The organism is Chelativorans sp. AA-79 (assembly GCF_029457495.1).
In the GTDB taxonomy this organism is placed as follows: domain Bacteria; phylum Pseudomonadota; class Alphaproteobacteria; order Rhizobiales; family Rhizobiaceae; genus Chelativorans.
On record NZ_CP120361.1, the window covers coordinates 3,764,326 to 3,777,835 of the forward strand.

Consider the following 13,510-nt stretch of genomic DNA (forward strand, 5'->3'; position numbering starts at 1 on the left):
GCTGATCGCTGCGTTCGGGCTGGATCAAGCGCCGGTCCAGACGGCTTCGCCCTTGGCCAGATCTTCCGGCCAGACGGTGACGAGATCCTCGCCTCGCCATTGCACCATCAAGGGGCGCGCCAGCGTGTTGAGGCCTGTCTCGTCGAAATCCACCGCATCGTTCGGCATGGCCTCACACCATCCACCCTCGAAGCGCGTGTTCGAAAGCGCCTCGCGCACGGCCTCCGGATCGGCCTCCCCCGCGACCTCGAGCGCCTGGGCCAGAACGTCGAGGCAGACGGCGTGCTCGAGCGCCTCATGCACCATGAAGTAACCGTAGCGTTCTCTGAAGGCATCCGTGAGTTCGGGTGCCTGATCGTAGTTGCCCGGCGCGATGGACATCACGTCCTCGGCGAACTCTCCCAGCGCTTCCTTGAAATCCGGGATGACATAGCCGCCGGCGCCGCCGATCACCGGAAGATTGATGTCCTGCTGGCGCATGGAGCGGATGATCTGCAGCCCGTCATTCAAATAGGAGCAGGGGAAGACGGCCTGCGCGTCGGTGGCGCGCAGCTGGTTGATGAGCGGCGTGACGTCGGTGATGCCGAGCGGATATGCCTCGTCCATCATCACCTTGATGCCGAGCTTCGCCGCCGTGTCGCGGAGGCCGGCCGCCTGCGAACTCCCATAGGCGGTGTCCTCGTACATGATGGCGATGCTCTGGAGCTCCTGTCCCGCACTGCCGGCGATCTTCGCCGTTCCCTCCAGTTGCGCCGCCCCCAGCGTGGAGGCCTTGTTGATGACCTGGAAGACGTAGCGGAAGCCGCGCCCGGTGATCTGATCGGAGAAGGACATGGTCATGAGGGGGATGCGCCGCCGCTCCGTCACCTCCGACAGGGCCAGCGTCAGCGAGGAGGCGTAGGCGCCGAGGATCGCCACCACATTGTTCTGCGTGATCATGCGCTGCCCGACGGTGGCCGCCGTCGTCGGCGTTGAGGTTGAATCGGCAACGATCAGGTTGATCTTCGCGCCGCCAAGCGCCTTGATGCCGCCATTGGCGTTGATCTGCTCGGCGACCATCTCGATACCGTTGCGCGAGTTGACACCGAACTGGGCATTGGCGCCGGACAGCGGGACCACCACGCCCACATTGATGCCGTCCTGCGCTCGCGCCAGCCGCGAAATGTAAGGCGTTGCGAGGATCGCCGCGCCGGTGGCCAACACCGTGCGGCGATTGGGCCTGAGGCCGGCCTGCCGCTCTTGCACAGCAGCCGCCTTGTTGGATTCGTTCTTATCGAACTTCATGACTTTTCCTCCCATTCTTTCGCCCGAAGTTTCCTCTTCCCGCCGGGCGCAGTCAAGAAGTAATAATACAATCATACGGTAGACGATTTTTGCGTTTTCTGCCACCCTGCCGAACTCACAATCATCGCGAAGGGCAGGCAAACATGGAACGCTACGGTCACTTCATCGCGGGCGCATTTACGGATCCGGCCTCCGGCGACTTTTTCGAAACCGTCAACCCCTATACCGGCCAGCCTTGGGCAAAGATTGCCCGCGGCTCGAAACAGGACATCGACCGGGCGGTATCGGCGGCGCGCGAAGCATTCGAGACCTGGAGCGCGCTCAAGCCGTCGACCCGGGGCAAGACGCTCTACCGACTGGCCGATATGATAGAGGAGAAGGCCGAGCACTTGGCCGAGATCGAGGTGCGCGACAACGGCAAGCTCTATGCCGAAATGCTGTCGCAGACCCGCTACCTGGCCGAATGGTACCGCTATTATGGCGGCCTCGCCGACAAGGTGGAAGGCGCAGTCATCCCGTCGGACAAGGCGGGCATCTTCAACTTCACTCGTTACGAGCCGCTCGGCGTGGTCGGCATGATCACGCCGTGGAACTCCCCGCTGCTCCTGCTTTCCTGGAAACTGGCGGCAGCGCTTGCGGCGGGCAATACGGCGGTGATCAAACCGTCCGAACACACCTCTGCCTCCACGCTGGAATTCATGACTCTGTTCGAGAAAGCAGAGTTTCCGGCCGGCGTCGTCAACACGGTGACCGGCTTTGGCGCGGATGCCGGGGCGGCACTGGTCGAACATCCGGACGTCGCGAAGATCGCCTTCACCGGCTCCGATGTCGGCGGCCAGAAGGTCTACGAATCGGCGGCCCGCCAGATCAAGGACGTGTCGCTGGAGCTCGGCGGAAAGTCGCCCAACATCGTCTTCGAGGATGCGGACATGGAGGCGGCGGTGATGGGCGCCATTTCGGGCATCTTCGCCGCGACCGGACAGACCTGCATCGCGGGCTCGCGCCTGCTCCTGCAACGCTCGATCCACGATAGGTTCATGGAGCGGCTGCTCGAGGTCGCCCGGGCGGCCAAGATCGGCGACCCAATGCTGTCCGATACCAATGTCGGCCCGGTCACCACGCCGGCCCAGTTCAAGAAGGTGCTCGACTACATTGCCATCGCGCGCGAGGAAGGCGCGCGCTGCGTGCTCGGCGGAAAGCCCGTTGCCGATGCGCCCGGAGGACAGTTCGTGGAGCCGACGATCTTCACCGACGTGACGAACAGGATGCGCATTGCCCAGGAGGAGGTGTTCGGCCCGGTACTGGCGGTCATCCCCTTCGAGGACGACGAGGATGCCGTTCGCATCGCCAACGATATACAGTTCGGTCTCGCCGCCGGTGTCTGGACCAGGGATATGGCGAGGGCGCTCAAGATGTCGGAGCGACTGCGGGCGGGCACCATTTGGGTCAATACGTACCGGGCCGTCAGCTACACCTCGCCCTTCGGCGGTTACAAGCGCAGCGGAATCGGACGCGAAAGCGGACTGGAAGCCATCAAGGAATATCTTCAGGTGAAGTCCGTCTGGATCGCCACCGAGACCTCCGTCGCCAATCCGTTCATCATCCGGTGAGCCTGCATGGCGCGGCGGATTCCTCCCCGCGCCGTTCCCCACCGGTCCGGATGTGTTCGCGGCGCAGGAAAGCCAGTTGCGCTTTCAGAATATGATTGTATTATCGTAGTACTTCAACCGGTGACTTGGTGCTGTAAGCAGTATGGGGAGGAGCTATGGGTCGCCTTCAGGGGAGGGCCGCATTTGTCACGGGCGCCGCCGGTGGCATCGGTCTTGCGATTGCGCTTGCCATGGCTCGGGAGGGTGCCCGGGTCGGCGTGGCCGACATCAATGCCGACCTTCTGGGGAGGGCGATCGACGATGCGAAAGGCCTCGACATCCACGCCTATGAATGCAACGTCGCGGACCGCATGGCGGTCCGGCACGCCGTCGATGCGCATGCGGAAGCATCCGGCGGGCTCGACATACTGGTCAACAATGCAGTCCGATTCCACTACGCGCCGTTGGCCGAATTTCCCGAGGACATTGCTTCGCAGATGCTCGATGTCGGTATCAAGGGCGTCTACTGGTGCTTTCAGGCGGCCACGCCGCACCTGATCCGGCGCGGCGGGGGCTGCATCATCAACCTGTCCTCCATCGCGGTGTCCATGGCAATTCCGAACGCCGCCGTCTACACCTCGATCAAGGGCGCCATCGACGCCCTCACCCGCCAACAGGCGGCCGAACTCGGGCCGCACGGGATCCGCGTCAACGCGCTGGCGCCAGGCTCGGTGCCGACCCCTGGCGCCAATTCCGTCATCGATGCGAGCGGGTGGAAAAGCCGCGCCGGGAAATCCGTGTTGAAGCGCCTGCCGACTGCCGAGGAGATCGCGGATGCCGCGGTATTCCTGGCATCGGATGAGGCGAAGAGCATCACCGGGGTCACGCTGAAGATCGATTCCGGCATGACGATCACCGGCCCCTGAGGCTGCACGGACTGGACGGGACGCCAACTGGCCTGGGAGAGCGGCATACAGGGCGCAGGCCCACCGCAGCAGGCAAAGAGGCAAGTTGCGGAAGCGGATTTGGGTTCGTTGACGGTCGATATACGCGCCGCAATGGGAGGAAGCAGCCGAATGGCAGGAAAGGCACGAGGGGCGTATCGGGAAGACGGGCGGGCGGTGGCCACGCGACGCCATGCGCATCTCTCCCTGCAGACTGCGCAAGGCCGGCAGGGTCGCGGCCATGCGACAACCGTCCAGGTGCCCTGGCCATGACAGACGCGCAGATACTTACCGAAAGCATACTGCAGGCCCTGGCGACCGGCATCCTCGTGGGCGCGATCTACGGGCTGATGTGCGTGGGCCTCGCCATGATCTTCGGCATCATGCGGGTCATCAACTTCGCCCAAGGCGATTTCATGATGCTGGGCATGTATGCCGCCTATTATCTGCTCGTGACCTTCGGCGTGCAGGCGCTGTTCGGCAGCGTGGTCGGCCCCTATGTCGCGGTGATCGTCGCCGCTCCCCTGCTTTTCGCATTCGGCTATGGCGTCCACCGGCTTCTTATCAGTCAGGTCACCGGCATCCGTACGGCGGAAATGGAGGCAGAAGGTCACTATGCCCAGCTCATTCTGACCCTCGGCATCGCTCTCGTGCTTCAGAACGGCGCCATGATCCTGTTCGGAGCACAGCTCATATCGGTGAGGACACCGCTCACGGGCGACGCGTGGATGCTGCCGCTTGGAGACGTGATGGCCGTCTTCTTCAACAAGGCGCGCGTCGTGGCGGCGCTGATCTCGGCCGTCATCATTTTCGCGCTCTGGCTGATGATTTCGCGCTCGCGGCTCGGCAAGTCGCTGCGGGCGGCGGCCGACAATCCGGAAGCCTCGACCTATATGGGCATCAATGTCGATCACGCCCACCGCATCGCCTTTGCCCTCGGTACGGCGGTGACGGCGGCAGCCGGCGGCCTGCTCGCCACCAACTATCCTTTCCATCCCTTCGTCGGCCTTGAATACGTCATCATCATGTATGCCGGCGTCGTGCTCGGCGGGATCGGAAGCATCATAGGCGCCTTCTGGGGCGGCATGGCGATCGGGCTGGTGCAGCAGCTTTCCATTCTCGTGCTGCCGACCCAGCTGCAGAACGCCACGATCTTCGTCTTCTTTCTCCTGATCGTGATCTGGCGTCCGCAGGGCTTCTTCGGCCGCGTCTCGGAGCGTACGTGATGGCCTTTGTGCGCTCTCTCGTACCGTTCTTCGTCTTCGCGGCGGTCTATCTCGTCATAGCGATGCTCGTGACGAATTCGTACCACCAGCTCATCATAACCCTTGTGCTCGTATGGGCGAGCTTCGGGCTCTCCTGGAACATGCTGAGCGGCTATACGGGGCTGATCTCGTTCGGCCATGCTTCGTTCTTCGGGCTGGGCGCATTCGCGACCGTGCTGGCGCAGATCAGTCTGGGTCTGTCTCCCTGGATCATGCTGCCGGCTTCTGCACTCATCGGGGCGCTTGCGGGCATCCTCATAGGCCTGCCGACCTTCCGCCTGCGCGGCCACTATTTCGCGCTGTCCATGCTCGCCTATCCGCTCGCCATGTATTACGTGTTCCAGTGGCTCGGCTATCCGGAAATCACCATCCCGCGCGTGCTCGAGAACCCGGCAGCCTACATGCAGTTCCGGGACGGCCGGGTCTACACCGTGCTGGCCCTCGGCCTGCTTGCGATCGTCGTCGTCGTCAGCCGGTGGGTCGAGCGCTCGCGCTTCGGCATGTCGCTGGTCGCAATCAAGCAGAACGAGGCGGCCGCGGACGCCGCGGGGGTGGACGTGCTGCGCTGGAAATTGAGGGCGATCGCACTCAGCGGCGCCATTGCCGGCGCCGTCGGCTCGTTCTATGCGGTGGTGATCCTCGTCATCACGCCCAATTCCGTCTTCGGAATGCTGGTCTCCGCGCAGGCGCTGACGGTCGCCATGTTTGGCGGCGTGGGTACCGTCTGGGGGCCGATCATCGGGGCTGCCTTCCTGATCCCGATCGCCGAAGTGCTGCATGCCGAGCTCGGCTCCTATCTGCCGGGGATCCAGGGCGTCGTCTACGGCCTTGCCATCATCGTTCTCATCATCGCCGCGCCGGAGGGCGTCTTCTGGAAAGGTCGCGACCTGTTTCGCGCATGGCGCCCCTCCTCTTCTGCCCCCGACTCCGAGCAAGCGACGGGGGGAATCGTAGACCGCGGAGGCATAGCTCAAGCGTCGACGCGCAGGGTGTCGGACGAGATCGTGCTCGACGTGCGCAACGTCTCCAAGAGCTTCGGTGGCTTGAAGGCCGTCCAGGACGTGAGCTTCACCGTGCGCAAGGGGGAGATCCTCGGCATCATCGGCCCGAACGGCGCAGGCAAGACGACGCTCTTCAACCTGCTGAACGGCTTCCAAAGGCCGGACAGCGGCCAGGTTCTGCTACACGGGGAGGATCTCGCCGGCCGCAAGCCCCATTATGTCTGCAAGGCGGGCATCGGGCGCACCTTCCAGATCATGCGGCCGTTCAAGCGCTGGAGCGTGGCCAACAACGTCAAGGTCGGTGCCTATGTGAAGGCGAAGGACGAGGAGCATGCGGAGCGGATCGCACGTGAGGCCGTCAGGCGCGTGGGGCTTGCCCCGATCTCCGATCGCGTGGCCTCCGCGCTTACCACCAAGGAGCTGCGCCTGATGGAACTTGCGCGCGCGATTGCCGGACAGCCGGAAATCCTCCTGTTGGACGAAACGCTCGCAGGGCTCGGCAGCGATGAGGCCAAAGAGGTGGTCGAGGTCATCCGCGAGCTCGCCGCCACGGGGTTCACCATCGTCATCATCGAGCACACCATGCAGGCCATGGTGCAGCTCGTAGACCGGTTCCTGGTGCTGGATCACGGGCAGCTCCTCACCGAGGGCGAGCCACAGGAGATCACCCGGGACCCGCGCGTGATCGAGGCATATCTTGGAGCGAAGTGGGCCGCCAATGCTTGAGATCAGCAAGCTCACATCGGGCTATTCCGAGGTACCGGTGCTGCGGGAGGTTTCGATCTCCGTCGGTGCAGGCCAGTTCGTCTCGATCGTCGGGCCGAACGGTGCGGGCAAGACCACCCTCTTCAAGACCATTTCGGGGACCGTCTCCGCGATGGGCGGCACCATCCGCTTCGAGGGCGACGACCTCCTCAAGGTCTCCCCGTCGGCTCGCCCGCATCTCGGCATCGCCCATGTCCCGGAGGGACGCCAAGTATTCGCCTCGCTGACGGTTCTGGAGAATCTGGAAATGGGTGCCTTCACGGAAGCCGGCCGGAAATCTTGGAAGGCGAACATCGAGAAGATATTCGCCTGGCTGCCCGTCCTGCGCGAGCGTGCGGACCAGCTCGCCGGCACGCTCTCCGGTGGCGAGCAGCAGATGCTGGCGATCGGCCGCGGCCTGGCATCAGCGCCAAAGCTCCTGATGCTCGACGAGCCTTCGATGGGTCTGGCGCCTGCCATCGCCGATTTCGTTTTCGACAAGCTCATCGAGATCCGCAAGGACACGGGATTGACCATTCTACTTGTCGAGCAGCGTGTCGCCGAGGCCCTGCAGTTCGCCGACCACGGCTATGTGCTGGAGACAGGACGCGTCGTCCTCGAAGGCGACAGCCAAGCCCTTCGGGCCGACGACCGCATCCGGCAAGCCTATCTGGGCATGTAACTGCCCGAATGCAGAAAGGGAGGAATGAAAATGCATATCCTGCGAAAGCTTCTTCTTGCGAGCGCGGCTGCGCCGCTTACCGCCCTGGCGCTGGCCGGGGCTGCTACAGGCCAGGACGGGCCGGAGCCGGTGCAGATCGGCCTCATCGCTCCCGTCTCGGGGATCTATGCCCGTCCCGGCCAGGTGATGCAGATGGGTGCCGAACTCGGGATCGAGGACGTGAACGCCGCCGGAGGCATCTCCTGCCTCGACGGCGCGCAGCTCGAACTGGTCGTGATCGATAGCGGCGACAGTGTCGAGAAGGCGACAAACGCCGCCCAGCGTATGGTTGCCGAATACCCGAACCTGGTCGGTGCCACCGGCGCCTATCTCAGCTCGTTCACACTGGCGGTCACAGAGGTGACGGAGCGGGCAAACCTGCCGATCCTGACGCTGTCCTATTCGGACCTGATCACCGAGCGCGGATTCCAGAATGTCTTCCAGACCTCGGCGACGGCGGGCGCACAGGCCTCGATCGCCCTGCCGATCATCATGGACCTGGCGGAAAGGGAAACGGGCGAGCGCCCGCAAACGGTGGCGATCATCACCGACAACACAGCAGCGTCGCTCTCGTCAGTGGAGCGCATGAAGGGCGGCCTGCTCGACGATCTCGGGCTCGAGGTGGTCATGGAGGAAGTCTTCACGCCGCCGCTGGCCGACGCCTCGTCGCTGGTGCAGCGCGTGCGCACGAGCCGGCCCGATCTCCTCTTCTTCCTGCCGACCGTGATCTCCGACGCCAATCTCATTCTTCAGAAGATGCAGGAGTTTCGTGTTGATGTGCCGACCATCTCCTTCGGCATCGCCATCGCGGAGCCGGAAGTTCTGAACGTGATGGATCCTGAGCTTCTGGAAGGCGTGATGTCGGCCGTCGCCAATTGGGGCGTGAAAGGCCAGGAAGAGCTGATCCAGCGGCTCAACGAGCGCTATGGGGAACCCTGGATGACCCAGAACGCCATCTCCACCTACGGCGACATCTGGATCTTCAAGGCCGCGCTCGAGGAAGCTTGCAGCCGCGACCGCGAAGCGGTGGCCGAAGCGCTGCGCAATCTCGATGGTGGTCCCAGCGAGTACTATCCCGGCGGCACGATCAGCTTCGACGAAAAGGGGCGCCGCGAGGGCGCGAGCCTGACCATCATCCAGTGGCAGGACGGTGTACCGGTCACGGTGTTCCCGGAAGAATTGGCCGTGGCCGAGCCGCGCTGGCCGAGCGAATGACCACGCATGCCGAGGCGCGCGCGGCGTGCCTCGGCTGATTGGCGGCCGGTGGGGACACCCCCCGGCCGCCCGCGGTCGGGGCCGCCATACCTGCCTCTGGCGGCCAAGGAAGTCGCGCGATACGTCACGCGGTTTTTGATGCTTCCATGTGTGAAGACAACAAGGTTTCGACGCGCTCGATCTTCCCGATTCGCCAGAGCCCATCGAGCAGCGGACCGAGTTCCCGCTCACGCACGGCGTCGCCGGAAAGAGCGAGCGAGCGGAATTTCGTCTCGATTTCGTCTCGCGAAAGCGTATTCCCCGGATCGCCCTTCGGCTCGTCCACGCGACCGCGAAGCTCGCGGCCATCGATCGTCGATACGGTGACCTTGCCAATCCAACGCGCGGGATAGGCGCTGTCCACCTCCGGGTCGAGCACCATTCTCGTGCGCTCGATGAAGGAAAGCGCTTCATCGTCCTCGAGCACCTGCGCGAATTCCGCCAGTCCGGCGCACCGGCGCACCGCCACGAGGCCGAGTGTGGCGCCCATCGAGAACTTCGCCTGATGCACGGACCGCGGCTTCGAAACGGCGCCGAGGACATCGATTGCGCCCTGGTGCACATGCGCGACGATGCCGGCGATGTCTGCCGGTTTGAGATCGTGCCGCTCGATCACCCGAAGCAGCGCATCGGCGGTGGGATGCGTATGCCGGCAGGAGGCGTGGAACTTGAAAGACGTTTCCGTCACCGCCCAGCGCACACCCAGGCGGTCGAGAAGCCGTAAGGGATCGGCATCACTCGACGTCCCGGCAGCAAGACCCTGCTTTCCCTCCAGAATTCTTTTCGCGCCCGTAAAGCCATCTTTGGCGAGCCAGGCCGCTATCAGGCCGTTCTCTGCGGCCTTGGCCGTATGCAGCTGCTTGGAATCGGCGGCATCGCGCAGGAATTCCCAGAGCCCAGCCGCCTGTGTACCGGCAGAGCCGAAGGCATGGAGCATGGCCGCCGCGTCAAGCCCCAGCAGCCGCCCCGTGGCTGCGGCCGCGGCAAGGGCGCCGGCCGTGCCTGTGGTGTGGAAGACCGTGTAATGCGAACGGCCGAGGAATTCCCCAACCCGAACGCCGACCTCATAGCCCGCAACCGAAGCCGTGAGGAGATCCCGGCCCGACGCGCCGAGTGCCTGCGCAGTCGCGAGCGCCGCTGGAAACACGACGGCGGCCGGATGGAAGACAGAGCCGTTGTGAACATCATCCTGCTCAGAGATGTGACTGGCGGCGGCGTTGACGGTGGCCGCGAAAACGGGCGAGGTTCTCCGACCGCTCGTCAGGATCTCCGCCGGGCCGTCCGCAGGTCCCATTGCGTCTGCATAGCGCTCAAGCGCGAGGATCGGCCGCTGTCCTTTGCCGGAGAGCGCGGACCCCACCCAGTCCACGAAAAGCTCGGTGATGCGAGCGATCACGTCACCGGGAATGGCTTCATAGCCGACCCCTGCCGCGAAGGCGGCCAGATCCGCTGTCTCCGTGCCTTTTGCCGTCCCAAGAAGCGGATTGCGTTCGCCCATGGTTCAAGTCCTTCAGAAGGAACGCGGGAGGCCGAGCACATGCTCCGCCACATAGGAGAGGATGAAGTTCGTCGAGATCGGGGCGACCTGGTAAAGCCGGGTCTCGCGGAACTTCCGCTCCACGTCATATTCTTCTGCGAAGCCGAATCCGCCATAAGTCTGCAGGCAGACATTGGCGGCCTCCCAGGAGGCATCCGCCGCCAGCAGCTTGGCCATGTTGGCCTCCGCGCCGCAGTCCTCCCCCGCGTCGAACCTCCGCGCCGCCTTGAAACGCATCAGGTTCGCCGCCTCTATGTTCACATAGGCGCGAGCGATCGGAAACTGTACCCCCTGGTTCTGTCCGATCGGGCGGTCGAAGACCCGCCGCTCCTTCGCGTAGGTTACCGCCCTATCGGTGAACCAGTAACCGTCGCCGATACATTCGGCGGCGATCAGGGTCCGCTCCGCGTTGAGTCCATCAAGAATATACCGGAACCCCCTGCCCTCCTCGCCGATCAGGTTGTCGGCGGGAATCTCCAGATCATCGAAAAACAGTTCGTTCGTCTCGTGACCCACCATGTTGCGGACTGGCTTCACCGTCAGCCCCTTGCCTATCGCTCCCCTGAGATCGACCAGAAAGATGGAAAGACCTTCGGATTTCTTCCTCACCTCGGCAAGCGGTGTCGTGCGGGCGAGCAGGATCATCAGGTCGGAATGCTGGATGCGCGAGATCCAGACCTTCTGGCCGTTGACCACATAGCGGTCGCCTTTCTTCACCGCCGTGGTCTTCAGCTTCGTGGTATCGGTTCCGGTCGTCGGCTCGGTGACGCCCATGGATTGCAGGCGCAGCTCTCCGGAGGCGATCTTCGGCAGATAGTTCTCCTTCTGTGCGTCAGAACCGTGACGCAACAGCGTGCCCATATTGTACATCTGGCCGTGGCAATGGCCCGCATTGCCGCCTGCCCGGTTGATCTCCTCCATGACGATGGAGGCCTCCACGAGCCCCAGCCCGGAGCCGCCATATTCTTCTGGGATCATGGCCGCGAGCCAGCCAGCTTTGGTCAGTGCGTCGACGAATTCCTCCGGATAGGTCTGATCGGCGCCGTGCCTGCGGTGGTATTCCGGCGGGAACTCGGAGCAAAGCGCACGCAGCGCTTCGCGAAGGTCTTGATATTCGTCCAGCGGGGTTTTCATGACGATGCGCTTCCTTGGCTTGCCAGCACGGCAATCTCCTCCTCACCCAATCCGATCTCGCGGAGAATGGCAGTGGTATGCTCACCAAGAGCGGGAACAGGGTCGAGCCGGGGCTGCCAGGCTGCGCCGGAGAATGGCCGAAGGGCCGGGATGATGCCGCCAGGCAGGCCGACATCCTGCCATCGCCCGCGCGCGGCAAGCTGCGGATGTGCCCACAGCGCAGCCATGTCGTTGACGCTCGCCGTGCCTATTTTGGCTGTCTCGAGCCGCGATATCGCCTCCGCCGTCGTCAGCCCGGCCAGGGCCGAACGGATCTGCGGATCGAGCAACTCTCTGTGCGCCGCACGACCCGCATTCCCCTTGAAGCGCCCATCCGCCGCGAGATCCTCCCGCTCCAGCACGAGGCGACAGAAGGCCTGCCATTCGCGGTCGTTCTGCAGGCCGAACAATACCGTGCCGTCGGATGTATTATAGGGGCCGTAAGGAAATATGGTCGCGTGGCCGGCTCCCGCGCGCGGCGGCGGCTCGGCCCCGTCGGTTGCGAAATACATGGCATAGCCCATCCATTCCGCCATGGCCTCCAGCATGGAGATCTCGATGTGGTCGCCCTTGCCGGTCCTGTGACGGTTCAGGAGCGCGGCGAGGATAGTGCTGTAGGCCGAGACGCCGGCCGCGGTGTCGGCGATCGAGATTCCCGCCTTGGCCGGCGTCTCCGGCGTGCCCGTGACGGAAAGGAAACCGGCCTCGGCCTGGATCAGGAGGTCATAGGCCTTCTTCCCGCCGTAGGGGCCGCTTTGTCCATATCCGGAGATCGCGCAGGTGATCAGCCTTTCGTTTTCCGTGCGCAGCGTCTCATGGCCAAGTCCAAGGCGGTCGACCGCACCGGGCGCCAGGTTCTGCACGAAGACGTCAGCCCTCTTCGTAAGCCGCTTGAGCGCGGTGATTGCCTCTGGTTTCTTCAGGTCGAGCGTCAGGCTCTCCTTGGAGCGGTTCGTCCACACGAAGTGACTGGCCTCCCCCCGCGCGCGTTTATCGTACTGGCGCGCGAAGTCGCCGCCGTCCGGCCGTTCAACCTTGATCACGCGGGCGCCCTGGTCGGCGAGCAGCCGGGTCGCATAGGGCGCGGCGATGGCCTGCTCCAGGCTCACGATGAGAATTCCGTCGAGCGGGCGCGTCATGCTTCCACCAAGGCGGTCGCCGTCATCGCCAGGCCTCCCTCGGCATTCGTGGCCCAGAGATCGACCTTGCCTTCCGCGTCCGGCGGATTGCCGTTGAGATGCATCTCACGGCCGTCGAAGAGAGGCGAAACGGCGCGGAAACTGAATGTCTCGACCCGCGCGGCCGGCAGCCTGCGACGGACGAGATCAAGCAGCAGCGTGGCCGTCAGTGGGCCATGGACGACGAGACCGGGATAACCTTCCACATCGGTGACGTAGGGCCGGTCGTAATGGATTCGATGCCCATTGAAGGTAAGCGCGGAATAGCGGAAGAGCAGGACCGGATCCGGCATCAGAGAACGGCGCCATTCACCCGGCTCCCGGTTCTCCTGTGCAGGCGCGGCTGCCGCCTGCAGCAGGCCGCGATAGACGATGTCGTGCTCGTCGGTAACGAGAACGGGACCGTCGGGCCTGCCGATCTCGTGGCGGACGGTGACGAAGACGAGTTCGCCCCCCCGCCCCTCCTTCCGCTCTACGGAGGCGATGGTCGAACGGCGCTCGAGCACCGCTCCCACCGGCAGGGCGCCCCGAAAATCGAGCCTGCTTCCTGCCCACATCCGCCGCGGCAGATGATGGACCGGCGGCAGGAAGCCGCCCCGCTTGGCGTGGCCGTCCGGTCCCAGCTCCGACTGCTTTTCGCGCGGCAGGAAGGCGAGCCAATGGGAAAGCGGGGGCGCAGGTTCGCCCTCGCCAAGCGGGAGATCGTCGCGGTCAAGCATCGCGAGGAAACGTGCGACAGTATCCACGGTGAGGACGTCACGGCGCGTTTCCGACTTCCCGATCCAGTCTTCGAGCGGCTTTTCCATATGTACTTCCTGAT

At 64.1% G+C, this 13,510-nt stretch carries 11 protein-coding genes; 6 read left to right on the forward strand and 5 right to left on the reverse strand.

Going from position 1 to position 13,510, the window contains the following annotated elements; genetic code table 11:
• Positions 1-24: 24 nt before the first annotated feature.
• Positions 25-1,284, reverse strand: a complete 1,260-nt coding sequence (locus tag PVE73_RS18525; RefSeq protein ID WP_277363652.1) for an ABC transporter substrate-binding protein — start codon at positions 1,282-1,284, stop codon at positions 25-27.
• 143 nt (positions 1,285-1,427) lie between these two features.
• On the opposite strand from PVE73_RS18525, the gene PVE73_RS18530 reads away from it, so the two are divergent.
• The 6 genes from PVE73_RS18530 (at position 1,428) to PVE73_RS18555 (ending at position 8,763) form a co-directional block, all read left to right on the forward strand.
• Positions 1,428-2,894: an aldehyde dehydrogenase gene (locus PVE73_RS18530; RefSeq protein ID WP_277363653.1), complete on the forward strand. Its 1,467-nt coding sequence runs from the start codon at positions 1,428-1,430 to the stop codon at positions 2,892-2,894.
• A gap of 155 nt (positions 2,895-3,049) precedes the next feature.
• On the forward strand, positions 3,050-3,799 hold the full coding sequence (locus tag PVE73_RS18535) for an SDR family oxidoreductase (RefSeq protein ID WP_277363654.1): 750 nt from the start codon (positions 3,050-3,052) through the stop codon (positions 3,797-3,799).
• Positions 3,800-4,086: 287 nt separating this feature from the next.
• Entirely contained in the window at positions 4,087-5,043 is a 957-nt protein-coding gene (locus tag PVE73_RS18540) for a branched-chain amino acid ABC transporter permease (RefSeq protein WP_277363655.1), read from the forward strand.
• Positions 5,043-6,809 (forward strand): branched-chain amino acid ABC transporter ATP-binding protein/permease, encoded by a 1,767-nt coding sequence (locus PVE73_RS18545; protein ID WP_277363656.1) that lies wholly within the window; start codon positions 5,043-5,045, stop codon positions 6,807-6,809. The genes PVE73_RS18540 and PVE73_RS18545 overlap by 1 nt, the downstream gene beginning before the upstream one ends.
• Positions 6,802-7,509, forward strand: a complete 708-nt coding sequence (locus PVE73_RS18550; RefSeq protein ID WP_277363657.1) for an ABC transporter ATP-binding protein — start codon at positions 6,802-6,804, stop codon at positions 7,507-7,509. Before PVE73_RS18545 ends, PVE73_RS18550 begins: the two co-directional genes overlap by 8 nt.
• 30 nt (positions 7,510-7,539) lie before the next feature.
• Positions 7,540-8,763, forward strand: coding sequence for an ABC transporter substrate-binding protein (locus PVE73_RS18555; protein WP_277363658.1), 1,224 nt, complete (start codon positions 7,540-7,542; stop codon positions 8,761-8,763).
• Positions 8,764-8,887: 124 nt separating this feature from the next.
• Here the strand turns inward: PVE73_RS18555 and PVE73_RS18560 are convergent, their stop codons facing one another.
• The 4 genes from PVE73_RS18560 to PVE73_RS18575 are packed head-to-tail and all read right to left on the reverse strand — an operon-like array spanning position 8,888 to position 13,496.
• The gene (locus PVE73_RS18560; protein ID WP_277363659.1) at positions 8,888-10,300 is read right to left on the reverse strand and encodes an MmgE/PrpD family protein; all 1,413 of its coding nucleotides are present in this window, start codon (positions 10,298-10,300) and stop codon (positions 8,888-8,890) included.
• 12 nt (positions 10,301-10,312) lie between these two features.
• Positions 10,313-11,473, reverse strand: a complete 1,161-nt coding sequence (locus tag PVE73_RS18565; RefSeq protein ID WP_277363660.1) for an acyl-CoA dehydrogenase family protein — start codon at positions 11,471-11,473, stop codon at positions 10,313-10,315.
• Entirely contained in the window at positions 11,470-12,651 is a 1,182-nt protein-coding gene (locus PVE73_RS18570) for a CaiB/BaiF CoA-transferase family protein (protein ID WP_277363661.1), read from the reverse strand. The genes PVE73_RS18565 and PVE73_RS18570 overlap by 4 nt, the downstream gene beginning before the upstream one ends.
• Positions 12,648-13,496, reverse strand: a complete 849-nt coding sequence (locus PVE73_RS18575; protein WP_277363662.1) for a MaoC family dehydratase N-terminal domain-containing protein — start codon at positions 13,494-13,496, stop codon at positions 12,648-12,650. The genes PVE73_RS18570 and PVE73_RS18575 overlap by 4 nt, the downstream gene beginning before the upstream one ends.
• Positions 13,497-13,510: the final 14 nt, after the last annotated feature.